Origin of the sequence: Aurantiacibacter hainanensis (assembly GCF_036321025.1) — a bacterium.
In the GTDB taxonomy this organism is placed as follows: Bacteria; Pseudomonadota; Alphaproteobacteria; order Sphingomonadales; family Sphingomonadaceae; genus Alteraurantiacibacter; species Alteraurantiacibacter hainanensis.
Genome location: NZ_JAZAPB010000001.1, coordinates 728,287 through 752,416, shown reverse-complemented (window position 1 = coordinate 752,416; position 24,130 = coordinate 728,287). Strand labels below are relative to the sequence as shown.

The following is a 24,130-nucleotide window of genomic DNA, read 5'->3' as shown; positions in this document are numbered from 1 at the left end:
ACGGGCGACCAGATCGAGGGACCAGACCATGAGGGTAAAAGCCGCTTTTCTCGCCTCCGCGACAATTCTGGTGCTTGCCGCACCAAGCTACGCGCAGGACGCATCGACGTCGACGAACGACCCGATCATCGTCACCGCGCAGAAGCGCTCCCAGACGCTGATCGAAGTTCCGCAGTCGCTGACCGTCGTTGATGGCAGCACGCTGGAAGACCAGCATGCCGACAGCTTCCAGGATTACCTGGTGAATGTTCCCGGGCTTCAGCTTGACCAGAGCCGCCCCGGCCAGGGCCGCCTCATCATTCGCGGCGTCAATACGGAGGGGGTCGCGTCCACCGTCGGCGTCTATGTCGATGAAACGCCGTTCGGTTCGAGCAGCGGTCTCGTCAACGGCGCGGTGCTGGCAGGCGATTTCGACACCTTCGACATCGACCGGATCGAGGTGCTGCGCGGCCCGCAGGGCACCTTCTACGGCGCAAGTTCGCTGAGCGGTGTTCTCAAGTTCGTGACCAATGCCCCGTCGACCGCAGGCATCGAGGCGCGCGGCCGGGTCGGGCTGGAAACGACCGACGGGGGAGACATGAGCTATTACGGCAATGCCGTGATCAACCTCCCGCTTTCGGATGCGGCGGCCTTCCGCGCCTCTGGCGTCTACCGCGAGAATGGTGGCTTCGTGGATTCGATCGGCACCGCCGGCTCCGACGTCGAGGAGAACATCAACGATTCCAAGTCCTATGGCGGACGCGCGTCACTGCTGCTGATGCCGACCGAGACCATCGACCTGCGCCTGACCGCGATCATGCAGAACATTCGGGCGGATGCGCCCTCGCTCGTCCTGGCCGATCCCGATACGCTTGAGATCCTACCCGACGGTCTCACGAATGCGCAGTACACGCCCAGCTTCAGCAACCTCGACTACCGTGTCTACAACGCCACCGCCGACATAGACCTGGGCTTCGGCACGCTCACCTCCTCGACCAGCTTTTCCACGCAGGAACAGGATCTGAGGACCGACTACACCTTCGCCCTCTCGGGCCTGATCGAGGCCGTTCTGGGCACGCCGAACGACTTCTTCCAGGACCAGATCACAGATTCCGAGAAGTTCACGCAGGAAGTCCGCCTGACCGGGACGAGCACGCTGATCGACTGGCTTGTCGGCATCTACTACACCGAGGAAGACGGCGAGATCGAACAGGACTTCGTCGTCGCCACGCCCGGCACCGTGACCCCGATCGACGGGCTCCCGGCCATCGGTTTCGCGCAGGTTCTTTCGGATTATCGCGAGGTCGCCGGGTTCGCCAACGTCACGCTGCATCTGGGCGACCGGTTCGATATCGACATCGGCGGTCGCTACAGCGACAACGAGCAGTCCGCGAGCCAGGTGACCGACGGCATCCTCGTGGGCGGATTCACCGAGTTCCCCACCTTCCGGTCCGAGGAAGACGTCTTCACCTATTCGGTTGCACCCCGCTTCGAACTCAGTCCCGATGCCTCGATCTTCGCCCGTGTCGCCAAGGGCTTCCGCCCCGGCGGCCCGAACGTGCTTCCCCCCGGAGCACCCGAGGAGTTCGCCACCTACGGTTCGGACTCCGTGATCAGCTATGAAGTGGGCCTCAAGGCCCAGACGCCGGATCGGGGTCTCTACCTGGACGTCGCCGCCTTCTACATCGACTGGGAAGACATCCAGCTGCTCGCCATACAGGACGGCTTCGGGTTTAACGCCAACGGTGGCAGCGCCCGTAGTCAGGGCGTGGAATTCTCGGCCGGTGCCGAGCCGGTGCCCGGCCTGAACCTGACCGTGAACGGCGCCTATACCGATGCCGAACTCACCGCGGATACGCAGATCGGTGGGTTCGACGGCGACAAGCTTCCCTTCACCCCCGAATTCAGCGCCGCCGTCATCGCCGACTACAACTGGGAACTCTCGAACGGAATCGAGGCGAGCCTGGGCGGATCGCTGCGGCATGTATCGGAACAGTCGGCCAGCTTCGACGAAGCCTTCCGCCTCGCCAATGGCCGCCAGCGCACGGTTGATGGCTATAACGTCCTGGACCTCAGGGCCGGTGTGGATTTCGGCCGGGTCGAGCTGGACCTCTATGTGCAGAACCTTGGCAACAGCCGCGGACGCACGTCGACCACCGCGGTCGACGTGTTCGGTGGTTTCCCGCTGTACCCGGGTGGCGCGATCGCCACGGGTGTAATCCGTCCGCGCACTTTCGGCGTGTCGCTGACGGCCGGGCTCTAACCTTGTCCTCCTCCGCGATATTTGCCGAAAGGCCTGCAGGCGCAGAGGCAGAAGGCATGGGGCTGCCGCAGCCATACCTGCTGTTCCTGGGCGACGTGACCGAGCCCAGCTTCGCCAAGACTGCGTTCGGTCTTGCGGACTGGGCATCGGACAAGTGCGTCGGCGAGTATGCGCTGGGCGAAACCGGCGTAACAACCGGGCTGCCAGCCATGACCCCGGCCGAGGCGCGCACCGCGGGTGCGCAGGCGATGGTTATCGGCGTCGCCAACCCCGGCGGCGTCATTCCCGAAAGCTGGAGTGCGGCCCTGCTCGAAGCGGTCGAAGCCGGGCTCGATGTGATCAGCGGTCTGCACAAGCGACTGGTGGACATTCCCGGCCTGGCCGCTGCTGCGGAGCGTAGTGGCAGGCGGCTGATCGATGTTCGCGTGCCACCGTCCGACATCCCGGTTGCCAGCGGCCGGAAGCGGAGCGGCAAGCGACTGCTCACCGTCGGCACCGATTGTGCGCTGGGAAAGAAGTACACCGCCCTGGCGCTGCACCGCGTCTTCGTGGCGAGGGGCGAGGACGCCGACTTCCGGGCGACCGGACAGACCGGCATCATGATTGCGGGCGGGGGCATACCGATGGATGCCGTCGTCAGCGATTTCGAATCGGGGGCGGCGGAAAGGCTCAGTCCCGATGCCGCGCCAGGCCATTGGGATGTGATCGAAGGGCAGGGCTCGCTCTTCAACCCGTCCTACGCCGCGGTTTCCCTGGGTCTGCTGCATGGCAGCCAGCCCGATGTCTTCGTGGTGTGCCATCACCCCGGCCGCAAGATGATCCTCGGGCTCGACGGCTTTGCCCTGCCGAGCGTGGAGGAGGTGATCGACCTCACCGTCCGTCTGGGCAAGCTGACCAACCCTGCAATCCGCTGTGGCGGCGTAAGCCTGAACACCGCCAGCATGTCAGCCGACGAGGCCGCAAGGCTGTGCGCTGCGGAAAGCCAGCGACTGGGCCTCCCGGTTGCCGATCCTGTCCGCGGTGGGGCGGACTTCGACCGGCTCGTCGACAACTGCCTGTCGTGACAGCGCTAGCGCCAGCGGACGGCAATACCTTCTTCCGGCGCTACCTGCTGCCCGCCTTCGCGCTGAAGGGCATCATCATCGGCGGAGGCTATGCCACGGGCCGCGAACTGGCCGAGTACTTTCTCAGCCAGGGGCCCTACGGTGCCTTGCTGGCAATGGTGGTCGCCACCGCGATGTGGAGCGTCGTTGCGGCGCTTACCTTCGCGCTCGCGTTCCACCTGCAGGCTTTCGACTACCGCGCCTTCATGGACAGACTGCTCGGCCCGGCGGCCATCGTGTTCGAGGTGTGCTTCATCACCTTCTGCATCCTCCTGCTGGCCGTGTTCGGTGCGGCGGCGGGGGAAGTTGTCGCCAGCCTGTTTCCCGTCCCGTCGTGGGTGGGTACCGTTCTGCTCGCAGTCGCCATCGCGCTGGTTGCGGGTGCGGGCGAGGCAGCGGTGGAGACGATGTTCAAGTTCGTCTCCGGCTTTCTCTACCTCGTCTACGCGCTGTTCCTGGTGCTGGCGCTGTCGCGGTTCGGCGGTCCTATCGGTGAGACACTGGCGGCGGGGGGCCTCGCTCCCGAATGGCCCGTCTCGGGCATCACCTACGGCGTCTACAACATCGTTGCCGCCGTCATGATCCTGCCGCTGCTGAGCCACTTCACCTCGCGCCGCAACGCAGCGGTGGCGGGCGCGATCGCCGGACCGATGGCCATGCTGCCAGCGCTCGCATTCCTGATCGCCATGATGGCATTCTATCCCGATATCCTGGGCGCCACCCTGCCATCGGACTACATCCTCCAGCGCCTCGACAGCCCGGCCTTCCGCTTTGCCTTCCAGATCATGGTGCTGGGCGCGCTGCTGGAAAGCGGCGTTGGCGTGATCCATGCCCTGAACGAGCGCGCTCTGCACCTGCACGACAAGCGCCGGCCCGACAGGGAGGCACCGCGCTGGCTGCGCCCGGCCCTGACCGTCGCCGTACTTGTCGGCTGCATGTTCGCCGCCACTGCAATCGGCCTCGTCGATCTCATCGCCTCGGGCTACCGCCTGATGGCGCTGGTCTTCCTCGTCACCTTCGTCGTACCGCTGCTGACGGTCGGGGTCCTGCGACTGCGCGGACCGGCCGATGACGGCGAGATTCCCCCTCGAACGGATACTGCCCATGTCTAGAGCTATCACCGCACTGGCCGCCCTTCCGCTGGCCCTGCTTGCCGCGCCGGTCCTGGCCGATCCTCCCGAAGGTTTCATCGAACGGGTCGAGACCCTGCGCGAACAATCTGGCGCGCCGGGCATCGCCATTGCCATCGTCGAGGATGGGGAGACCACCCTGGCGCGCGGCTGGGGCGTGCGCGAGATGGGCGGGAACCAGCCGGTCGATGCCGATACCATCTTCTACACCGGGTCGACCGGGAAGGCGCTTACCACCGCCGCCCTCGCGACGCTCGTCGACGATGGCGTCATTGGTTGGGACGATAAGGTGATCGACCACATGCCGTGGTTCCGCATGTACGATCCGTGGGTCACCAATGAGATCACCATACGCGACCTGCTGGTCCATCGCAGCGGCCTGGCGCTGGGGGCGGGCGACCTCCTCTACGTGCCGCGCGGCCAGTTGTCGCGCCGCGAGACGGTGGAACGGCTGCGCTATATCGAGCCGGCGACCAGCTTTCGCTCGGCCTATGCCTACGACAACATTCTCTACATCGTGGCAGGCCAGCTGATCGAGGAAGTCACGGGCCGGACCTGGGAGGACTACGTCAAGGACGAGGTGCTCGATGCCGGCGGCATGACCTCATCCACAACCAGCTACGAAACGCGCCGCGCCGTGCAGAACCGCGCCCTGGGGCACGCGCGCGTCAGCGGCCGGGTGCGCGGCGACGGTCCAGTGACGGTGCTCGACGAGGACGAGCAACTGGGCGCAGCCGCGCTGCCTGCGGGCGGTATCGCGATGAGCGCCAACGATCTGGCGCAGTGGCTGAAGATCCAGCTGGCACAGGGCGCGATGCCCGAAGGCGGGCGGCTGTTCAGCGAGGAGCAGGCGCGCGAGATGTGGCAGCCCGTCACCGTCATGCCGCCCACCACGTGGCCGGGCGAGCTCGCCTTGGCGAACGCGGACTACACGGCCTACGCGCTCGGCTGGACGGTGGAGGACTATCGCGGACACAAGCTCGTATGGCACAACGGCGCGGTGTTCGGCTCCATTGCCGCCGTGGCGATCCTGCCTGATCAGGATGTCGGTCTGGCCATCGTCGTCAACGCGGAGGAGGGCGCTCTGCGGCGCGGGCTCATGTACGAACTGCTGGATCATTACATCGACGCGCCGTTCAATGACTGGCCGGCCAAGTTCGACGACCTGATCGCCGACATGCAGCGCCAGGGAATTGCCGCGGTCTCTGCGATCCAGAACGAACCCGCCGAGGTCGGTCCCTCGCTTCCCCTTGCCGCCTATGCCGCGACCTATCGCGACCCTTGGTACGGCGACGTTGTAGTGAGCGAGCGTGACGGCGGCCTGTGGATCGACTTCACCACTACTCCCGACATGCAGGGCCCGCTGGTGCACTACCAGTACGATACCTTCATCACCGAATTGACCGACGGCGGCATCGAACCCGCGCTGGTCACCTTCCAGCTCGACGCCCAAGGGCGAGTGGAGAGCGTGAAGATGGCCGCCGCCTCGCCGATTGCCGACTTCAGCTTCAACTACCATGACCTCGACCTGCATCCCGTGAGAGACACGCAATGATCCGATATCTCGCTCCCGTCGCGGCGCTGCTGGCGACGGCAGGCTGCACCACCACGACGTCAGCGCCCGTCGATGCCGAAGCTGTGCACCGGGAATTGCTGGTGCTCGATACCCATCTCGACACGCCGCTGAATTTCGGGCGTCCGGGTTGGGATTTCGCCGAAGCGCACACGCTCGCCAACGATATCGCGCAGGTCGATCTGGGACGGATGGCTGCGGGCAACCTCGATGGCGGGTTCTTCGTCGTCTACACCGAACAGGGTGAGCTTACCGACGCGGGATACCGCGAGGCGCTGGCCTTCGCCCGGCGCCGTTCCGACACGATCGACCAGGAACTTGCCCTGCATCCCGGCCTGATCCGCTCCGTCACAACGGCGGCGCAGGCGGAAACCCTTGCCGCGCAGGGCCTGCTGTTCGGTTTCAAGAGCATCGAGAACTCCTATCCGCTGGGCGAGGACGTCTCGCTGTTGCAGGAGTTCTTCGACCGCGGCGTTCGGATGGCGGGGCCGGTCCATTCGGGCACCAACCAGTTCGCCGATGCGGCGACCGGCGATCCGCGCTGGAACGGACTCAGTCCGCTGGGTCGCGAATGGGTGGCCGAAGCGAACCGGCTTGGCATCGTAATCGATGCCAGCCACGCCTCCGATACGGCGTTCGATCAGCTGATCGAACTCTCGGCCACGCCGATCATCCTTTCGCACACCTCGCCGCGCGCCGCCTACGACCATCCGCGCAACCTCGACGATGCCCGTATCCGCAAGCTTGCCGATAATGGCGGGGCGATCTGCATGTCGACGATCTTCCTCAGCGAGATAAACCTCGAAGGAGAACGCGGCGAACTCTTCTCGCAGTACGAGAGCATCGCCTCGATGAGCGAGGAGGAGCAAGCCGAACTCGTCCGCCGCTGGCGCGCGCTCGATCAGACTCAGCCGCTCTGGGATACCGATTTCGAAAAATACTTCGCCGCCCTGCTGCACGTGATCGAGGTCGCGGGCGTCGACCATGTCTGCTTCGGTGCCGACTGGGATGGCGGCGGCGGGATCGAGGGCTTGATGGAAGTATCCGACCTGCCGCGGGTAACCGCGCGATTGCTGGAGGAAGGCTTCACGCCCGCACAGATCGAGAAGATGACCAGCGGCAACGTGTTGCGGATCATGCGAGCCGCGGAGGCCGCCGCCGGACGTTGAGGCGATGAACGGGAAAGCCGATCTAGACCGTTACGAGCGCAAGATCCTGCGGCTGTTGCAGGAAGACGCCTCGCTTTCCACCGCCGCCATCGCCGAACGGGTCGGGCTTTCGGCCTCGCCCTGCTGGCGGCGCATCGATAGGCTCGAGCGCGAGGGCTTCATCCGCCGCCGGGTCGCGCTTCTGGATCGCCACAAGGTCGGGCTGAACGCCCACATATTCGCCCAGGTGAAGCTCAACGCACACGGCCGCGCCAATCTCGATGAATTTGCCGAGGCCATCCGCGAATTGCCCGAGGTGCTGGAATGCTACGTCCTGATGGGGCAGGTGGATTTCATGCTTCGCATAGTGGCACCCGATATCGAGGCCTACGAACGCTTCTTCTTCGACCGGCTTTCCCAGCTTCCCGGCGTGCAGGAAGTCAACTCGACGGTCGCCCTGTCCGAGATCAAGGCGACGACTGCGCTTCCGATAGAGTGACGCTGCAGGTCGAACCGACCGCGCGCAGCCCGGTTCGCGGTCGATCCGACCCGCCGATGAGCCCGTCGATGCGAAATCAGGCAAGAAATGCCCCGGCTCCTGCGCGAATATTGAGGCTCCAGATTTCAGGAGCATCGAATGAATTTGCCAGCCGAACCAGCCGCCCATCCGCCCGAAGCGGTGCACGTAATCGACGATGCCGAAAGCGGGCTGGAAGGGGCCATCGTGCTCCATTCCACCCGGCTGGGCCCCGCCGCCGGGGGATGCCGGCTCTGGACCTATGGCGACCGCCATCAGGCAACGCAGGATGCGATGCGACTTGCCGAGGGCATGGCCTACAAGAACGCGATGGCCGGCCTTCCGCTCGGCGGTGGCAAGGCCGTCCTGCGCTTGCCTGCTGAACCCTTCGACCGAGCGGCTCTCTTCGCCGCGTTCGGCCGCGCGGTGGAGGAACTGGGCGGCGCCTACGTGACCGCAGAGGATGTCGGCACCGGCGTTCCCGACATGGAGATGGTGCGAGGCGAGACGCGCCACGTCGCCGGGCTCGTTAGACAGGAAGGCAGGCCAGGAGGCGATCCGTCGCCGTGGACCGCGCTGGGTGTTTTCGTATCGATGCAGGAAGCCGTGCGACGCAAGTTCGGCAGCGACCTGCGCGACATGACAGTCGCCGTGCAGGGCCTGGGACATGTCGGGTCCGCCCTGTGCGCACTGTTGCACGATGCCGGGGCGAGACTGGTGGTATCCGAACCGCGCTCCGACGTCGCGGCCGCGGTAGCCTGCCGCTACGGCGCGACGGTCGCCTCGACCAGCGCGATTGCGACTTTGCCGTGTGAGGTCTTCGCCCCGTGCGCGCTGGGCGGGGTGCTGAATGCAGAGAGCGTGCAGAAACTGCGCGCACGGATCGTATGCGGAGCGGCGAACAATGTGCTCGCGCGGCCCGAGGATGGCGACGCCCTGGCCGATCGCGGGGTGCTCTATGCTCCCGATTACGTGGTCAACGCCGGCGGGATCATCAACGTCTGCGCCGAGTATCTCGGCTGGTCGCTTGCCGAAGTCGAAAGCCGCGTGCGAGCGACCGGGGATCGGCTCGCCAGGGTTCTCGACGAGGCCGACGCGCAAGGCCGGGCGCCGCACCGCGCCGCGGATGCCATGGCGCGCCGGCTGCTTGCCGAACCGGCCGGGCGTTTGCGGACGAAGGCAGCATGAGCCCCCGCGTTTCCTTCACCGTCGTTGGCGAGCCACGGGCGGCGCTCCTCAGTCGCCTGCTCGGCTTTTTCTCGCAGCACGACCTGGGTGCGCCGGACCTGACGGTGACGCGGGACGGCGAGGAGATGATCGTGCGGCTGGTAAGCCCGGATATCGGTGCGCACCTCGCCCCGATAGTCTCGGGAAAGATGGCGTCGCTGGTGGGCGTGCGATCCGTGGATCTGGCGGTGCCGCAAGAGCCCCCCAATCGTGCGGCGGACCTTGCACTTCAGGCGTTTCCGGCACATCGATAGCGCGAGCGAATGCGGATTTCCGCGCGCATGAACGGAGCCCAGGATAATGCATGTCGTTTTCGATCCCCGTCAAATCGAGCACGCTCCGGACCGCGAGCTGCACAACGGGGAATGGGCCGCCTATGCCGAGGTGCCGGCGCGCGCGGAGGCGATTGCCGCGCTGCTGGACTGTCACCCCGCGCGCGATTTCGGCATGGCGCCGATAGAGGCCGTTCATGCCCCCGATTACCTGCAATTCCTCCAGGATGCCTGGGCGGACTGGCAGCAGACCGGTCGTGGCGGTGACGCAATTCCCTACACCTTTCCCGTCCGGCGCAGGCGCGCGCTTTCGCTGGACCGGATCGACGCCAGGCTTGGCCGGTATGCGTTCGACGCGGCCACGCCGATTTCCGAGAATACCTGGAAATCCGCCTACTGGTCCGCGCAGACGGCGCTGACAGCGGTGGAAGATCTGCTTTCCGGCGAGCAATCCACCGCCTTCGCGCTGTGCCGGCCTCCGGGTCATCACTCCGGCCACGATTACATGGGCGGCTATTGCTATCTCAACAGCGCGGCCATCGCGGCGAAGCATGCGCATTCGTCGGGACTTTCACGGGTCGCGGTTCTCGATGTCGACTATCATCATGGCAACGGCACGCAGGACATCTTCTACGAGAGCGCCGACGTCTTCTTCGCCTCGATCCACGCAGACCCCGCTACCGACTACCCCTTCTACTGGGGCCATGCGGACGAACGCGGGGCCGGAGAGGGACAGGGAACGACGCTCAACGTCCCGCTGCCGCGCGGTACGCAGTGGAACGTGTATCGCGAGGCCCTGGCAGGAGTGGTTGAAAAGCTGATCGACTGGCAGCCCGAGCTGCTTGTCGTCTCGTTCGGAGCCGATACCTTCGCCGGCGATCCCATCTCCCATTTCAAGTTGCGGACCGAAGATTACAGGGAGATGGCGCAGCTCATCTCGACAATCGAGGTGCCGACGCTCGTCGTGATGGAAGGCGGTTACGCCATCGCCGATCTCGGTGCGAACACCGCGAGTTTCCTGGCCGGGATGGGCGTCCCCGCCTCGGTAACCTAGAGCCTAGACCTGGCCGGGCGATAGCGCGCCTCCGGTGTGTCAAACCCTAGGCTGCGAGTCATCACCGCTCGGTTGTTTGCACCGGTGTCCGGTCATGTGAGTGGCGGACCGCGAGCCCTTCGAGAAGTTCAAGCAGGCGGTTGTTGAGCTCCGGGTTGTAGAAATCTTCGCGGACACGTTCGAATGCCTGCTCGCGGATGGCGGGAAGATCGTACGCGCCGGCAAGGATTCCCTCTACGACGTTCGTGATCGCAGCGGGATCGTGCTCATCGACGAGAAACCCGGTTACGCCGTGCTCCACGAGCTCGGGAATGCCGCTGTGCCTCGTGGTGATGACGGTAGTGCCAGCCGCCATGGCTTCCATCAGGACGAGCGGGATTCCTTCCATCTCGCCGTCATCCGCGGTGACCGACGGCAGGATGAAGACGTCCGCTTCGGCAAACGCCTTGAGCACGTCCTTGTGCGGCCGCGGCCCCAGCAAGTTGACGCGGTCGCCTGCAATGGACCGGGCAAGCGCGCGCAAGCGCGGCTCCTCCTCACCGGCTCCGATCACGTCGAGTTCGACCGGGCACTTGCACCCGGCGACGGCCTCGATCACGTCGGCGTGCGCCTTTTTCCTGGTCAGTCGGCCCACGCTCAGGATTCGAAGCGGATCGTTTCCTTCCCGCGAATAGTCGGGCCTGTCTTCGGGCAAGTCGACGCCCATGTGCAGCACTTCGATCTTCTCGGCCGGCGCACCCCACTCGAGCAGCCGACTGCGCCAGAGTTCGCTTATGGGCAGCATCAATTCGCCAAGGTCGAACAACTTCGAGTAGCCTTTGCGATATCTCCTGACCACCTTGCGACGGCTCATGTCGAAGCCATGAAAGATTGTCGCGATCGGCCCCTCGAAGTATCCGGCCTTGCGCAGGATCATGGCGAGTACGCCGACCGGCCCGAAGTGCGCCAGGATGACATCGAAGCGGCCAATCGGCGCCATTTTCGTCCAGACTGGCAGGTCCCGGATGATGTCTCTGCGGCCAACCAGCACGGAAAACAGCAAGAGGCGAAGCAGTTTCAAGGCGCTGGAAGAGAACAGGGTCCTGAGAAGCTGGACTGGCCAGCGCGGACGATCGGTCGCGGGCAGGACTACGATCCGGTCCTTCAGTTCCGCCGCCACCCGCGGATCGAAGTTTTCCCAACCACCACAGTCCTTCTGCGTGATGATCGTCAGGTCTACACCCGCTCTGGAGAGTGCCATCGCGTGCTGGATCACGAAGGTCTCGGATCTGACGGGGAAATGGTAGAGGAACAGGGCGACCTTCATCGCTCGGACGTCCCGTTAATTCGCGCTCCCATGTCCCGCAGCATGCTTGCCAGCTGGCTTCGGAGTTCGATCAGCGCCTGCCTCCCTTCCGGTACGGCCAGCGTCACGCCCGCGCATATCGCATATGAGATTGCCGCCCTGGTCAGCAGTGTGACGAGGGTCGGTTCCTGTTCGCTCAGATATGCGAGCAAGCCGATGACGATACCCGCCGCGCAGGATGGCAGCAGAAGCATGTACAGATCACCTTTCGAGATCGGTGTCTGCCTGGTGGTCCCGTGATAGAGCAGCGGCAGGCGTGCGATGGAAGTCAGCACATAGGCCATGGCAACGCCCGCGACTCCCCAGAAAATCCCGACACAGAAGCTGAGTATCGTCGTCACGCTGGAGAACAGCGCCCACTGCAGCATCTCCCGGCTTCTGCCCATGCTGATGAACAGCCACCCCGTGATGCTGGATAACGGCTGATAGATCGCGCCGACGGACAGCCAGAAGAAGATGTCTCCCGCTTCCACCCAGCGCTCTCCCAGCAGGAACACGATCACTGTCTCGCTGGCCGAGGCGATGACGATGGCGGCCGGAGCCGTGCAGAGCATGACTATCCATGCCACCTTCAGGAATGCCCGGCGAAAGCGTTCCGGCTCCTTTCGCAGCTGGCTGAGTACGGGCAGCATGACCCGTCCCAGCGGCTCGGTCAGGTTCGCAAGCGGGAAGGTCATCAACCGGTAGCTCCGGTCATAGAGACCGAGAGAGTACGTTCCAGCGAACTTGCCGATCAGGACATTGTCGGCGTTGCGAGCCAGGAAGTTCAGGACATTGAAACCCGTGACGGCGGAACTGAGTTTCCAGAGGGGTGACGAGGACCTGAAGTTTGGCGTTGCAGTCGGGCGCCAGGAGCTAACGGTCCAGAAATAGACCGTCGTCAGAACAGCGCTCGCAAACGCGCCGACCCAGAGCGCCCAGTAGTTGTCCAGCAACAGGGCGGCGACGAGCGTCGAGGCAAAAAGAGTGATCGATCCGACAAGATCGCCGCTCGAAAGCTTGCCGAAACGCATCTCCCGCATGATCACGGAACTGGGCACCGTCGAGAGGTTGGTTACGAACAGGTTGGCAGCCGTCGCCATCGTCAGGTCGACTGCTCGATCGTCTTCGAAGAACCTGCCGACGAACGGGGCAGCGACAAGCAAGGCAGCGGCGCAGGCGATACCAAGCGCCAGGCTGATCCAGAACGCGCTGTTGATCTGGTCCGTCGTAAGCTCTTCCGCCTGGATCAGCGCCTGCCCCAGGCCCAGACTGGGGATCAGTGCAACAAACGCCGTAACCGGCGCGACCATGGCTATCAGGCCGAAATCGTCCGGCGTGAGCATGCGTGACACGATCAGCGTCAGCAGCAGTCCGAGTACGACGCGAACGATCTGCGACATGCCGTTGAGCATCGTCCCGGTCGCAGCCAGATTGCCGAGCGACCTGCTCAACCGACTATTTCCCTGATGGCGGAAGTCAGCCGGTCGGGGTCGGCTGTCCGGCCGGTTCGTATCAGGACGTAGCGCCTGCCGCCAAAGGCCTGCTCCAGTACCTCGCAGGTCCGATCCTGAATGTCGGCAATGCTTGGAGCGTCGGGAAGACCCGCTGCCGCTGCCTCGCGCAACAGCCGTGGATAGGGCTCCATTTCTGCCATGACGATCGCCGACATCCTTCGGGCGACCTCGTGGGAGGGCAGTTCCCCGATCGAATAGCTGTCGCCCGAGGTCCTCTCCAGATAGATGATGTCGGTAAGCGGTGCCGTGTCGCAGATGGCGTCCTGTCCGAACAGGTCCGCCGCCCCAATTCTTCGCCGCACGGCCTTGCCGCCGAACAGCGCCATCCTGACCGACCAGTTCAGCCGGTCCCCGATCGAACGTCCGGCAAGCAGCTGTTCTGCAATTCGGGGCTGACCCTCACAGTTGTAACCGTAGACCTGCAACCGCTTGGGCGCGAGATAGAGGTTACCGGCCGTGTCGATGATCCCCAGATCGTCGCTCAGGAACTTCCAGCCGTCTTCCATGACCAGCTTGAGAAGGCTGGTGGTCTTGCCGACTCCACCCCAGCCCAAGATCGCCAGGCCGCGATCGCCTCGCTTCAGGGAGCTGGCGTGAATGTAAGATTGGCCCTGCTCCAGCTGGGCGAGCTGCGTCGTCCAGTCGAAGAGATCATACATGAAATTCTTCGCGAGTTCCTGGTCGCGATAGAGATAGTTCCAGTTGCGCAGGCGCGAGAGAAGGGGCGCATGGCGCGCCAGGAATCGAGCGCGGCTATCGAAGGCGACATCGACGCGGGCCGGATTCGACAAGCTTTCGAGCTCGTAGCGCATGTCCGAAGTCTCGATGCGCAGACGGTCGTCCCCGATCAGGATGTCGCCGTTCCGCCGGTAGGACATTCGCGGCAGCGACGCAGAGATCTGGAATTCCAGATCGGGCCGGGCTTCCGAGAATGCCAGATTCTCGGCGAGTTCCGCATGGATCGCGTCGAAAACCTGTCCACTTCCCTGCAGGCCGACGGCAATCCGCCCCATTTGAAATGTCGTCTTCAAGTCGCAATTCCCGTCGCTTCCTCAGCGCAATAGATTCAAAGTGGTCGCTAGACCAGTCTGGCGCACAGGTAACAGACAGTGGTTTACGTCGTATGCTGCGGGGTAGCTGACATCCGCCGGATTCATCCGGGCTTGCGCTGCAATCGGAACGGGACGCCGGAAACCGGCCTGTCCGCCACAGGGGGCACGCGGCGGCGGACACTCGGCCAGCGCGTGGAACGCCATCTTGCGCTCGAGATACAATGCTCGGAGGGAACGGCCTTGATCTCTTGAGGCTCAAGGCCTTGAAAGGATGGTGGGCGCGGCAGGGATCGAACCTGCGAGAAAGCTGCTATGGTCGATCGGGCGCAGGGAGGGAAACTAAATGGCGAGGGGCAACATCAAAGGGCCACTGGGACCGCTCATGCTTGCGCTTCTGGTAGGGGTGGCGGTGTTCATGCTCTATGTGGTCAACAACCCCGAAATGGATGGATGGTTCGACCGACCCGAAGGCTTCTACGACAACACTTTTGAGAAAGTGGGATATGCGCTCGTCTTCGCTGCCGTGGTTTCAACAGTCATTGCAATCGCGAGACGTAAGCGTTGAGCATTCCGCGAAATCATCGAGACCCCTGGGTCGCAAAGGCCAGTTAGAGACGCGGATTGGATACGGAGGTCGCGAATCTCTTCCAAGTCATCGAAAAGATGGTGGGCGCGGCAAGGATTGAACTTGCGACCCCACCCGTGTGAAGGGTGTGCTCTACCACTGAGCTACGCGCCCGCCGATTCACGGCAGGGGCGGGCCTTTGCCACTTTCCCGGCGCCAAGACAAGACCACGATTGCGGCGAGCGTGCGCGACCGTTTCAGTCGAGGCCCAGCCGCGCGAGCAGCGACAGCCAGGAACCCGTTCCTGTGGACGGCGAAGTCTCGCGTGTCCTTCCCGGCAGCAGGGCACATTCGAGGCAGCGCGCCTGGACACCTTCCATGGCCATCAGCCGGTCTATCCCGTCGATGACCTGGCCCAGCCGGGCGACTTCCCGGCGGGCGAAGATCGAGGCGACGTCTGATCCGCTTTCCTCGCGCGCAGTGTCGTCGCCCATCAGCAGCTGCGCCAGCAGCGTATCGTAAGTGGCGGCTTCCTCGCCGAGGAAGCGAACCTCGTAGGAGCCTTCCTCCAGATCGGCGCGACCTGCGGCCCAGGCGATTGCGGCGTCGAGATCGCCGAACTGGTCGACCAGGCCCAGCTGCCGCGCCGCGCCGCCGTCCCATACGCGGCCTTGCCCAAGCTCGTCCGCCCGGGCGGGCGTGATGTTGCGGGACTGGGCCACCAGCGCCAGGAACCGGGAATAGAAGTTCTCGGTCGAGGCCTGCAGGACTGCGTCAGCCTCCGGTGTGAAACCGGCAAGGATATCGGGCTGGCCGGAAAGGCCGGTGGTGCGCACGCCATCGGTGGTCACGCCGTACTCGGCTAGCAGGTCCTCGAAACTCGGGACCACGAGGAAGACGCCGATCGACCCGGTCAGCGTTTCCGGCTCTGCGAAAATGCGCTCCGCTGGCGTGGCGATCCAGTAGCCTCCGCTGGCCGCGTAGTTGGCCATGGAGACGGCCACCGGCGTTCCCGCATCGCGGTGCCGCATGATCGCGCGGCGGATCGTTTCCGATCCGGTCACGGTGCCGCCGGGCGAGTTCACGCGCACGACAAGGCCGTCGAGGTTGTCGTCGAGCGCGTTGTCGAGCAGCCGGGCGATGCGCGCCGCGCCGGCCGATCCCGGTCCTGCCTCGCCGTCGCTGATCTCCCCATCCACGGTGACCACGGCGATGCGGCCCTCGTTGCCGAACTCGAGGCTGCGGTTCACGTCGGCCAGCCAGGGATCGTAGAGGGTCGAGGCGAAGCTGCCCGGCTCGTCGGACCACTCGTCCTCGCCCACCTCGTTGGCGATCCGCTCGCCCCATTCCACGCGCGTGCCGATGCGGTCGACAAGTCCGGCGGCAAGGGAGGCCTGGGCGATATCGTTGTTCGAAGCCGCGAGCCATCCGGCCACGTCCTCGGTGACGAGGTCGATATCCGCCTGCGGGCGGGCGGAAGTCACGTTGGCGCGCCATTCCTGCCACAGGGTGGCCAGCAGCTGCGACAGGTTCTCCCGCGCCTCGGGCGACATGCCGGACTGCGTGTATGGCTCAACCGCGCTCTTGTAGGTGCCCACGCGGTAGACATTGGCGGTGATGTTGAAGCGTTCGAGCGCCTGATCGAAGTAGGGGCTCTCGCCGCCCGGTCCCATGATCGCGACGCCGCCCATCGGATCGACCCACACCTCGTCCGCGTGGGCGGCAAGCAGCATCGAATCGTCGCTGTAGGCATAGGCGTAGGCGTAGATCGGCTTGTCCGCGGCGCCGAACCTGTCCAGTGCTCCGGAAATCTCGGCCATGTGGACTGCACCGCCGCCCAGGAAACCGGTGAGGTCGAGCGCAAGCGCATCGATCCGGTCGTCGCCGGCCGCCTCGTCGATGGCGCGCACCAGATCGCGCGCGGCATATTCGCGCACGGGCAAGGTCTGCGAGATGAGCGCCTGCAGCGGATCGATCGGCGCGACTTCCTCCACCACGGAGCCGTTGATGTCGAGCAGCAGCGCGCCATCGCGCACCATGCCCGGATTGGGCCGGGCACTGAGCACGGCAAACAGGGCCAGGAAGAACAGCAGCAGGAATATCAGCGCCAGCGCGTCCTTGATGCCGACCAGCAACCGCCAGACCTTGCCTGCAAATGCCATGAAATCGCGTTCCCTCGTTCCGGTTCGTTGCCTATTTAGGAAGCAAGGACGACAAGGACCAGAGATAAGAGCTTGAGCGGCCCGCAGCCCTCGACTAAGGGCCATGCTTTAATGACATCGCCGCAAAACGCCTCGTCCGGCAGCCGCTTCCCCAAGGGAGGGCGTGCCTTCCCGCATCGCGACCTCATCGGCATTTCGTCGCTGGAGCGGCACGAGATCCTCTACCTGCTGGCGGAGGCGGAACAGTACGTCACCTTCAATCGCCAGGCGGCGAAGCACGCGGAAACGCTGGCCGGGCTGACGATCATCAACGCCTTCTTCGAAAACTCCACGCGCACCCTGCTGTCGTTCGAGATCGCCGGAAAGCGCCTGGGGGCGGACGTGGTGAACATGCACGCCGCGCAGTCCAGCGTGAAGAAGGGCGAGACGCTGATCGACACGGCCGTCACGCTCAATGCCATGCATGCCGATGCCATCGTTATCCGGCATGGCAGCAGCGGTGCCGTGGGACTGATTGCCAGCAAGGTGGATTGTCCGGTCCTCAACGCGGGCGACGGACAGCACGAACATCCCACCCAGGCCCTGCTCGATGCCCTGGCGCTGCGGCACAAGCTGCGCGAACGGGGAGAGGATGCCGAGGACTTTACCGGCCTGACGGTGACGATCTGCGGCGATATCCTGCACAGCCGGGTCGCGCGGTCGAATATCCTGTGCCTGCAGGCGCTGGGTGCATCGGTGCGACTGTGCGCGCCGCCGGCGCTGATGCCGGCGGGGATCGAGCAGATGGGAACGCAGCCCTTCCACGATTTCGATGCCGCGCTGGACGGGGCGGACGCAGTGATGATGCTGCGCTTGCAAAAGGAGCGGATGGACGGGCAGTTCATTCCCAGCCCACGCGAATATCGCCACCTCTACGGCCTCACGCCCGAGCGGCTGGCCCGCGCGAAGCCGGATGCGATCGTGATGCACCCCGGCCCGATGAACCGCGGGGTCGAGATCGACAGTTCGGTGGCCGACCTGGACGGCCGATCCATCATCACCAGCCAGGTGGAAATGGGTGTCGCCATTCGCATGGCCTGCCTCGACGTGCTGACGCGAAAGGCGCGCGGCATACCCGGCTGGGGAGAGGGAGAATGGGTATGAAGCGCCAGCGCCCCCTTTCCATTGCCAACGGCTCGCTGGTCACGCCGCAAGGGGTGAAGAACGCGACCCTGCGATCTGTCGAGGGCCGGATCACGATCGGCGAAAGCCGGGACGGCGACGAAATCGTCGATGCCCGGGGCAAGCTGGTCGTGCCTGGGCTTGTCGATCTGGGCGTCTTCGCCATCGACAAGCAGGCGTTTCATTACGGCGGTATCACCCGCGCGGCGCTGATGCCCGATCTTTCACCGCCGCTGGATCACGCGGCGCGCGTGCGTTTCCTGGCGCAGAGCGGCAAGCCGGACCTGTGGGTGCATCCGCTGGCTGGCGCGACCCAGGCGCTGGAAGGCTCGCAACTAGCCGAGATCGCGCTGATGCGCGAGGCCGGGGCGAGGGCGATTGCGACAGGCCGGAAGTGGATCGGCAACAGCGGCGTGATGCTGCGCCTGCTCCAGTATGCCGCCATGCTCGACATGGTCGTGGTGACCCATGCAGAGGATGCGGGACTTTCCGGTCAGGCGGCCGCCACCACCGGAGAAATGGCGACCCGCCTGGGCTTGCCAAGCGCTCCCCGTGAAGCAGAAGCCCTTGCCCTGGCCCGCGACATCGCGCTTGCCGAGATGACCGGCGCGCGCATTCACGCGCGGCAGGTGACGACGCGCGCCGGGCTCGACCTCGTCCGCCAGGCCAAGGCTAGGGGGGTGGCGATAACTGCGGGGGTGACGCCCGCGCACTTCATGCTCTCCGACCTCGCCATGGGCGATTACCGCACCTTCACCCGGCTTTCTCCGCCGCTGCGGCAGGAAGAAGATCGGCAGGCGGTGATCGAGGGGATCGGCGACGGCACGATCGACGTGATCGCCAGCGGCCACGATCCGCGCGGGCCGGAAGACAAGAACCTGCCGTTCGCCGATGCGGAGCCGGGCATGGCCGGGGCCGAGACGCTGCTCGCCATGACCCTGACGCTGGTGCGGGACGGGGTCATCGACATGCCGCGCGCCTTCGATCTTCTGGCCCGCAATCCCGCTCGCCTGCTGGCCGTGGAAGCCGGCGCGCTGGAGGAAGGGTTCGAGGCGGATATTGCCGTGCTCGATCCCGAAGCGCCGTGGGTGGTGGATTCGCGCGAGATGGCGGCGAGCGCGGGCAACACCCCGTTCGACCGGCAGCCGGTGCAGGGCCGGGTTACCGCCCTTTGGAAGGGCGGGCTGGCAATTGACCTCTGAATTCAAAGGAAAGACCGCGCTGATTACCGGTGCGGCCTCCGGCATCGGTGCAGCCGTGGCGCGCGCGCTGGCGGAGCATGGCGCGGCTCACCTGACCCTGGTCGACCGCGACGAGGAGCGGCTGGCGGCGCTGGACCTGCCCTGCAAAACGTCTCGCCATGCGGGAGACGTGGGCGATGAGGACCTATGGAATGCCATCGAGCAGGAGGGAAGGGCGCTGGACGCCGCATTCCTCAATGCCGGGATAGCCGGCACGGCGGCCCCGCTGGCCAAGCTGGCGTTGCACGACTGGCGGCGCGTGATGGGCGTCAATCTCGACGGCCTGTTCCTTTCGCTGCGCACCGCGATGCGGCTGGCGCGCGACGGATCGGCCATGGTCGTGACGGCATCGGTGGCAGGATTGAAGGCCGAGCCCGGTATCGGACCTTACGGAGCGTCGAAGGCCGGGGCCATCCAGCTGGCAAAGATCGCCGCGAAGGAGGGCGCCCCACGGCGAATCCGGGTGAACGCCATCGCGCCGGGCGGCGTGGATACGGCGATCTGGGACGGCATGCCGTTCTTCGAGGAACTGAAGGCCAAGCACCAGGGCGACCGCGCCGGGGCGCTGGACGCACTGGCATCGGGGATGACGCCGATGGGGCGCTTCGAGACGGCAGAGGAAATCGCCGCGCAGGTGCTGTTCCTGCTGTCTCCGGCCTCCGGCACGATGACCGGGGCCACGCTGGTCAGCGACGGCGGCTATTCGCTCTAGGCAAGAAGAAGCCCCTCCCCGCACAGGGCGGAGAGGGGCCTTGCGACCTTCTCGTTGTTCGGATCAGCGGCTGGCGAGGCGGACGCCATCGTCCACGGCGCCGGGCAGCGGCGTGCTGGCGGCCCAGGTGATGCAGCCTTCGCCACTGGAAGAGTTGTTGACGTTTGCGCACATCGAGCGGCTGGAAGCACTGTCGAAGCCGCCTGCCGAAACGCGCCAGTAGCGCTTGCCGCGAACCACGGCCTCGGTAATCACCATCTGGTGGTTGGCCAGTTCCGGGTGGCGGCTGACATAGATGCCCCAGGCGCGGCGAGCGCCCTGTTCGCTGGCAAAGCTGCCCAGCTGCACCAGGTGCGTGGGATCATCCACCGCGCTCACAGCCACGGCGCGTTCGGGCGCGGAGGCATTGCGGGCCGACGCGGCGCTTGCTGTCGAGGCAGGCGTTTCCACGCGGGCAACCGGACGCGGCGCAGCAGAACGCTGTTCGGGTGCGGAGCCGCGACGCGGCGGGGTCGCTTGCACCACCGGCGTGCTGACGAAACGCATCGTATCGGTGGCCACGCCCGCCAGCGATGCGCCGGAGGGCTTATCCGAGACGAAGGACTCGGCGAAGTTGACCGGCGGCGAGTCCGAGCGGGTCTGATAGGTGTCGAAGCCGAATTCCGGTTCGGTCGAAGCGGGAAGCTCGCCGCCCGTGTCGGCAACCGCCAGGGCTGCGACATCGGCGCTGGCTTCTACACTGGCTTCGGACGCCAGCTGTTCCATGTCGGGGCGATCGACCAGCGCCAGGTGCTGCGGCTGGCCGCCGTCGCGAACGCCGGTCGGCACGTCGAGCAGGGTCGCGACGCGGTGCTGATAGGCCTCGGCGTGGGCGAGCTGCGCCCACTGTTCCATGCGGTCGCCAACCTGGTCGGCGGGCACGTCCTGCGCCACCATCAGTCGGGCCTCGCGCCAGCGACCGGCAACGGCGTAGGAGTAGGCCAGGTTCTGGCGAACCTTGACCGTGTTCTGACCCTGGCGGATCGCATTGCTGAGGATGTGGATGCCGCGTTCCGGTTCTCCGGCAAGGGCATAGGCCAGGCCGAGATCAGGGGCGGCGATCTCGCCTTCCCAGTCGCGCAGCAGGGCCGCGGCCTCGTCGAAGCGAGCCTCGCCCGTCAGGGCGAGGGCCAGGCTGAGCGCAGCGCGCGGGCTGTTGTCGCCCAGCGTCATCGCATCCTGGAAGCTGGTGGAAGCCGAGGCGAATCGGCCTTCGTTCAGATAGGCATTGCCCAGCACCATGCGATAGCCGGCATTGCGCGGATCAGCCGCGACGGCCGCTTCCGCATGCTGGATGGCTTCGCTCGTGCGACCGCTCTCCATGGCGCGCGCCGCGTCGGCGGCGGCCACGTTCGCGCGCGGGCCGGGGGTACCTGCGCAACCGGTCAGCAGGACCGCGGCCATGGCGGTCGAAATGCCGAGGCCGATCATCGCTTTGCGGTGTTCCTTGCCGTTCATAGGATGTTTCCCCTTCAGCCCTTGGTCTTGTTGCCGGCGACATGCGCGGCGATGGAATCGAGTTCCGGAATCTCGCTCAGGAAGCGATCGAGCGCCTGGGTAACCAGGGCCTGGGCGCTGCAATCCTGCATTGTGCTGGCGAGTCGCAGTTTCAGGTGTCGTTCGTCGTCGAGGCGCAGGGTAAAGGCCGCGCGGCGACCCTGTTCCACCGCCTTGCGGCGCAGGTTGACAGTCTTGTGAACGCGAACCGGAACCCTGTCCTTTGCGGGGCGCAGGGGCACGACATCGTTGTCGTTGCCCATGTCGTTCCAGCCCAGGTCCGACTGGCTTTCGGCCAGATCGTCGAAATCGTCACCCAGTTCGGGCACGCGGTCGTTCTGCGTCAGCTGGGCGCGCATGGCCGGCTTTGCCGTCCCCTTGCGAGCCAGGAGCATCGGACCGAGCGATGCGAAGGCGTTGCTCTCTGTCATGGCGCGGCCCATTACTGTGCAACGCGGCGGCCGAAGCCTCCGCCCTGCGCGCGGCCAGCACCGTTCGCCTGCGCCGCCTTGCTGCCGGGAGCGGCGAAGACGGTGCGGCGGAAATTCTTCTCGAGACGATCCGCGACATAGTGCCACAGCGCCGTGACTTCCTGCGCGCTGCGACCTTCGGGATCAATTTCCATCACCGTGCGGCCGTCGATCATCGAGGCGGCGAAATCGGTGCGGTGGTGAATGGTGATCGGCGCGACCGTGCCGTGCTGCGACAGGGCGACAGCGGCTTCGGACGTGATCTTGGCCTTGGGAGTCGCCGCGTTGACCACGAAGATCAGCGGCTTTCCGGCCCGTTCGCACAGGTCAACCGTGGCGCCCACGGCGCGCAGGTCGTGCGGGCTGGGACGAGTCGGGACGACCATCAGTTCCGCGACCGAGATCACCGACTGGATAGCCATGGTGATTGCGGGCGGAGTGTCGATCACCGCGAGCTTGAAACCCTGCTGGCGCAGGATCGCAAGGTCGTTCGCCAGCCGTGCGACGGTGGTCTGGGCGAAAGCGGGATATTCCGCCTCACGCTCGTTCCACCAGTCGGCAAGCGAACCCTGCGGATCGATGTCGATGAGTACGACCGGGCCAGCGCCAGCGCGCTGCGCCTGGACAGCGAGGTGACCGGATAGAGTGGTCTTACCAGAGCCACCCTTCTGCGATGCCAAAGCCAAAACGCGCAACGCGATTCCCCCTAGAACAAGCGACCCGACCAAGTCTCAATTACGGGCCTTCGCTAAAGGACTTCGCAGACTACCCTTTATTTTGAGTTAATTTGCGAGCGATTGGCTGTTGCTTTCTGCTCGCCGGGCTGAACGCTCTGCGACTGTGCGGACGCGATAAAGTCGGCCATATCTGGCCCGAATAAACGCTTTGCTAACAGCTTGTTTACTATGGCATCGTGCGAGAGATCAGCAGGGATGCGAGAATAGCCATGCCATACAGAAGGAATTCCGCGATCATCAGGGGCTGCGCCGCACTGGCGGCTCTTGCGCTCTGCGCGCCGCTGGGGGCCACCGTGCGCGACGGCGTCGATGCCTGGTCGCGCGGGGATTATGACGCCGCGGTTGCCGAATGGGTGGGCCCTGCCGAGGCAGGCGATCCCGATGCCATGTTCAACATGGGACAGGCCTACCGGCTGGGGCGGGGCGTTCCCGCCGACATGCAGCGGGCGGAACAGTTCTACAAGGCCGCGGCCGAGGCAGGCCACATACAGGCCGCCGACACCTATGGCCTGATGCTGTTCCAGGACGGCCGCCGGGAAGAGGCGCTGCCCTATGTCCTGTCGGCCTCGCAGCGGGGTGACCCGCGCGCGCAGTACCTTCTGGGCATCGCCCACTTCAACGGCGACATGGTGGAACGCGACTGGGAGCGGGCCTATGCGCTGCTGACCCTCGCCAACGCCACGGGCCTGCCTCAGGCGGGCCCTGCGATCGAACAGATGGACAGTCATATTCCGCTGGATCAACGGCAGGCGGGCGTGGCGCTGGCCCGCATGCTGGAGAGCGAGGCCCAGCAATCACGCTCTGTGCAGCTGGCCGCCGCCGATCTCAGCGCGGCGAGGGAAGACCCGGTGCCCGAGGCCGCAACGCCAGTGGTCGAGACAGCCGCGTCCCGCCCGATCGCTGCGGTCGCGGTGTCGCCCTCCGTCGTTGCGGCGCGCGATGCCGTGGCGCAGGCGCGGCAGGCCACGGGAACGAGCAATCCGGCCGAGGCGGGCGCCAGCTATGCGCAAGGTTCGGCACCGACGGCGGCCCCGGCTCCCGAGCCGGTAGAAGTCGCTGAGACCGTTTCGCCGGCTCCCGCACCGGCGGATGCCGCGCCCGAATCCGCTCCGGCCCAGGCTGCGGCAAGCGGTCCATGGCGCGTGCAGCTGGGTGCCTTCGGGGTCGACGGGAATGCGGAGCGTTTGTGGAACAGGCTTTCGCACCGCCCGGAAATCGCCGGACGCGAACGCCTGTTCCTCCCGCGCGGGCGGGTCACGGTCGTGCAGGCGGGAGGCTTTGCCACGCGGGCGGACGCCCAGGCTGCCTGTTCCAGCCTGCAACGCGCCGGACAGGAATGCCTGGTGACACGCAACTGAATCCGCAACGGCAGCTGGAAGGCCGCTTT

General features: G+C 65.4%; 21 protein-coding genes and 1 tRNA gene. 14 read left to right on the top strand and 8 right to left on the bottom strand.

Annotated elements, in window-relative coordinates:
* The first annotated feature begins 28 nt into the window (after window positions 1–28).
* The 9 genes from AAA989_RS03750 to AAA989_RS03710 all read left to right on the top strand — a co-directional run bounded on the left by AAA989_RS03750 (window position 29) and on the right by AAA989_RS03710 (window position 10,266).
* Window positions 29–2,242, top strand: coding sequence for a TonB-dependent receptor (locus tag AAA989_RS03750; protein WP_338241245.1), 2,214 nt, complete (start codon window positions 29–31; stop codon window positions 2,240–2,242).
* Window positions 2,243–2,298: 56 nt separating this feature from the next.
* Window positions 2,299–3,306 carry an N-acetyltransferase DgcN family protein gene (locus AAA989_RS03745; RefSeq protein WP_338241244.1) on the top strand — a complete coding sequence of 336 codons (1,008 nt, stop codon included), beginning with the start codon at window positions 2,299–2,301 and terminating at the stop codon, window positions 3,304–3,306.
* The gene (locus AAA989_RS03740; protein WP_338241243.1) at window positions 3,303–4,457 is read left to right on the top strand and encodes a YkvI family membrane protein; all 1,155 of its coding nucleotides are present in this window, start codon (window positions 3,303–3,305) and stop codon (window positions 4,455–4,457) included. The genes AAA989_RS03745 and AAA989_RS03740 overlap by 4 nt, the downstream gene beginning before the upstream one ends.
* Window positions 4,450–6,030, top strand: a complete 1,581-nt coding sequence (locus tag AAA989_RS03735) for a serine hydrolase (RefSeq protein ID WP_338241242.1) — start codon at window positions 4,450–4,452, stop codon at window positions 6,028–6,030. The genes AAA989_RS03740 and AAA989_RS03735 overlap by 8 nt, the downstream gene beginning before the upstream one ends.
* The gene (locus AAA989_RS03730) at window positions 6,027–7,217 is read left to right on the top strand and encodes a dipeptidase (RefSeq protein ID WP_338241241.1); all 1,191 of its coding nucleotides are present in this window, start codon (window positions 6,027–6,029) and stop codon (window positions 7,215–7,217) included. Before AAA989_RS03735 ends, AAA989_RS03730 begins: the two co-directional genes overlap by 4 nt.
* A 4-nt stretch (window positions 7,218–7,221) precedes the next feature.
* A complete protein-coding gene (locus AAA989_RS03725; RefSeq protein WP_338241240.1) occupies window positions 7,222–7,695 on the top strand; it encodes an Lrp/AsnC family transcriptional regulator in 474 nt (157 codons plus the stop codon).
* A 138-nt stretch (window positions 7,696–7,833) separates the two neighbouring features.
* The gene (locus AAA989_RS03720; RefSeq protein ID WP_338241237.1) at window positions 7,834–8,901 is read left to right on the top strand and encodes a Glu/Leu/Phe/Val family dehydrogenase; all 1,068 of its coding nucleotides are present in this window, start codon (window positions 7,834–7,836) and stop codon (window positions 8,899–8,901) included.
* Complete coding sequence (locus AAA989_RS03715) at window positions 8,898–9,194, top strand: ACT-like domain-containing protein (RefSeq protein ID WP_338241235.1); 297 nt, start codon at window positions 8,898–8,900, stop codon at window positions 9,192–9,194. Before AAA989_RS03720 ends, AAA989_RS03715 begins: the two co-directional genes overlap by 4 nt.
* Before the next feature lie 46 nt (window positions 9,195–9,240).
* A complete protein-coding gene (locus AAA989_RS03710; protein WP_338241234.1) occupies window positions 9,241–10,266 on the top strand; it encodes a histone deacetylase family protein in 1,026 nt (341 codons plus the stop codon).
* 61 nt (window positions 10,267–10,327) lie between these two features.
* Here the strand turns inward: AAA989_RS03710 and AAA989_RS03705 are convergent, their stop codons facing one another.
* From AAA989_RS03705 to AAA989_RS03695, 3 genes are read right to left on the bottom strand one after another with little or no spacing between them, the layout of a single operon-like run.
* Entirely contained in the window at window positions 10,328–11,572 is a 1,245-nt protein-coding gene (locus tag AAA989_RS03705) for a glycosyltransferase (protein ID WP_338241233.1), read from the bottom strand.
* Entirely contained in the window at window positions 11,569–13,044 is a 1,476-nt protein-coding gene (locus AAA989_RS03700) for a lipopolysaccharide biosynthesis protein (protein WP_338241232.1), read from the bottom strand. The genes AAA989_RS03705 and AAA989_RS03700 overlap by 4 nt, the downstream gene beginning before the upstream one ends.
* Window positions 13,041–14,138, bottom strand: a complete 1,098-nt coding sequence (locus AAA989_RS03695) for a hypothetical protein (protein ID WP_338241231.1) — start codon at window positions 14,136–14,138, stop codon at window positions 13,041–13,043. Before AAA989_RS03695 ends, AAA989_RS03700 begins: the two co-directional genes overlap by 4 nt.
* Window positions 14,139–14,502: 364 nt before the next feature.
* Between AAA989_RS03695 and AAA989_RS03690 the strand changes: the two genes are divergently transcribed.
* Window positions 14,503–14,724, top strand: coding sequence for a hypothetical protein (locus tag AAA989_RS03690; RefSeq protein WP_338241230.1), 222 nt, complete (start codon window positions 14,503–14,505; stop codon window positions 14,722–14,724).
* A 99-nt stretch (window positions 14,725–14,823) separates the two neighbouring features.
* Here the strand turns inward: AAA989_RS03690 and AAA989_RS03685 are convergent.
* Together AAA989_RS03685 and sppA are read right to left on the bottom strand one after the other, a co-directional pair.
* Window positions 14,824–14,898 (bottom strand) — tRNA-Val (locus tag AAA989_RS03685).
* 83 nt (window positions 14,899–14,981) lie between these two features.
* Complete coding sequence (gene sppA / locus AAA989_RS03680) at window positions 14,982–16,886, bottom strand: signal peptide peptidase SppA (RefSeq protein ID WP_338241229.1); 1,905 nt, start codon at window positions 16,884–16,886, stop codon at window positions 14,982–14,984.
* 111 nt (window positions 16,887–16,997) lie between these two features.
* Between sppA and AAA989_RS03675 the strand changes: the two genes are divergently transcribed.
* Genes AAA989_RS03675 through AAA989_RS03665 form a run of 3 tightly spaced genes read left to right on the top strand, consistent with a single transcriptional unit; the run spans window position 16,998 to window position 20,000 of the window.
* Window positions 16,998–18,029 (top strand): aspartate carbamoyltransferase catalytic subunit, encoded by a 1,032-nt coding sequence (locus AAA989_RS03675; protein ID WP_338241228.1) that lies wholly within the window; start codon window positions 16,998–17,000, stop codon window positions 18,027–18,029.
* A complete protein-coding gene (locus AAA989_RS03670) occupies window positions 18,026–19,249 on the top strand; it encodes a dihydroorotase (RefSeq protein ID WP_338242175.1) in 1,224 nt (407 codons plus the stop codon). The genes AAA989_RS03675 and AAA989_RS03670 overlap by 4 nt, the downstream gene beginning before the upstream one ends.
* Entirely contained in the window at window positions 19,239–20,000 is a 762-nt protein-coding gene (locus AAA989_RS03665) for an SDR family NAD(P)-dependent oxidoreductase (protein WP_338241225.1), read from the top strand. Before AAA989_RS03670 ends, AAA989_RS03665 begins: the two co-directional genes overlap by 11 nt.
* Before the next feature lie 63 nt (window positions 20,001–20,063).
* On the opposite strand, the gene AAA989_RS03660 is transcribed toward AAA989_RS03665, so the two are convergent.
* From AAA989_RS03660 to AAA989_RS03650, 3 genes are read right to left on the bottom strand one after another with little or no spacing between them, the layout of a single operon-like run.
* Window positions 20,064–21,497 carry an SPOR domain-containing protein gene (locus tag AAA989_RS03660; protein ID WP_338241223.1) on the bottom strand — a complete coding sequence of 478 codons (1,434 nt, stop codon included), beginning with the start codon at window positions 21,495–21,497 and terminating at the stop codon, window positions 20,064–20,066.
* Between the two features lie 14 nt (window positions 21,498–21,511).
* A complete protein-coding gene (locus AAA989_RS03655; RefSeq protein WP_338241221.1) occupies window positions 21,512–21,967 on the bottom strand; it encodes a hypothetical protein in 456 nt (151 codons plus the stop codon).
* Between the two features lie 11 nt (window positions 21,968–21,978).
* The gene (locus AAA989_RS03650) at window positions 21,979–22,701 is read right to left on the bottom strand and encodes an AAA family ATPase (RefSeq protein WP_338241219.1); all 723 of its coding nucleotides are present in this window, start codon (window positions 22,699–22,701) and stop codon (window positions 21,979–21,981) included.
* Between the two features lie 251 nt (window positions 22,702–22,952).
* On the opposite strand from AAA989_RS03650, the gene AAA989_RS03645 reads away from it, so the two are divergent.
* Complete coding sequence (locus AAA989_RS03645; protein WP_338241217.1) at window positions 22,953–24,101, top strand: SPOR domain-containing protein; 1,149 nt, start codon at window positions 22,953–22,955, stop codon at window positions 24,099–24,101.
* Window positions 24,102–24,130: the final 29 nt, after the last annotated feature.